The sequence below is a fragment of the Hymenobacter sp. M1-2 genome (assembly GCF_057808495.1).
The window spans coordinates 1-767 of record NZ_JBTYZO010000065.1; the positions used below are offsets into that span (position 1 = coordinate 1).

Genomic DNA, 767 nt, shown 5'->3' on the forward strand with positions numbered 1-767 from the left:
CTGCTGGCGGTGCTGGCCGAGCGGGCACTAGTAGCCGTGACGGGGGTCAGGGTCCACTGCTGGTGGAGCCCGCTGCTGGCCGTCTGCTGCACCGCGCCCGTGCCGCGCTGCTGGCTGGCGCCCGTCACGGCCAGGCGCTTGCCCGAGTAGACGCTGGTGAGCGTGTACGTCCCCGCTGGTGCCCCCACCACCGGTGCCAGGCGCCACTGCCGGTTCTCCGCCGCGTCCTGCCCGTACTGGAACACGCGCACCCCGTTCTGCGTGGCATCCGTGTAGCCGCCGTTGGTGGCCGCGTTCTGGTCCACCGCCAAGCGCTTGCCCGAACACTGGGCCGTGAGCGTGTACGTGTCCACCGCCCCGGCCACGGGCTGCACCTGCCACTGCTGGGCCCCGCTCTGGTTCGGCGTCCACTGGCGCACGGAAGTGCCGTCGGCCGTGCCGCTCTGCTCCACGTCCAGGGCCAGGCCCGAGTGCCGCGCCACCAGCTCGTACGCCCCCGCTACGACCACCGGCGGGCGCACGCTCACCCCGTTGGAGTAGGCGGACTGTTGGCAGGGGGCAGGCTGGCAGCGGTTGGCCCGCACCCGGTAGGAGTAGCTCGTGCCAGGCTGCGCCGTCGTATCGACGGCGGTGGTGGCCGTGGCCGGGCGCGCGAGCAGTTGGCTAAACGTGGTGCCGCCGTCGGCCGAGCGCTCGACCAGGATGCTCGTCGCGCTGGCGGCCGTGTTGGCGTTCAGCCAGCGCAGGTTTACTTGCGTGGAAGAGGC

The 767-nt window shown here is 72.5% G+C and carries 1 protein-coding gene; it reads right to left on the reverse strand.

Annotated features, from left to right (window positions below):
- Window positions 1-767 (reverse strand): RICIN domain-containing protein (locus tag ACYSMN_RS25510; RefSeq protein ID WP_488926756.1); only part of this gene is annotated, 767 nt, incomplete at both ends.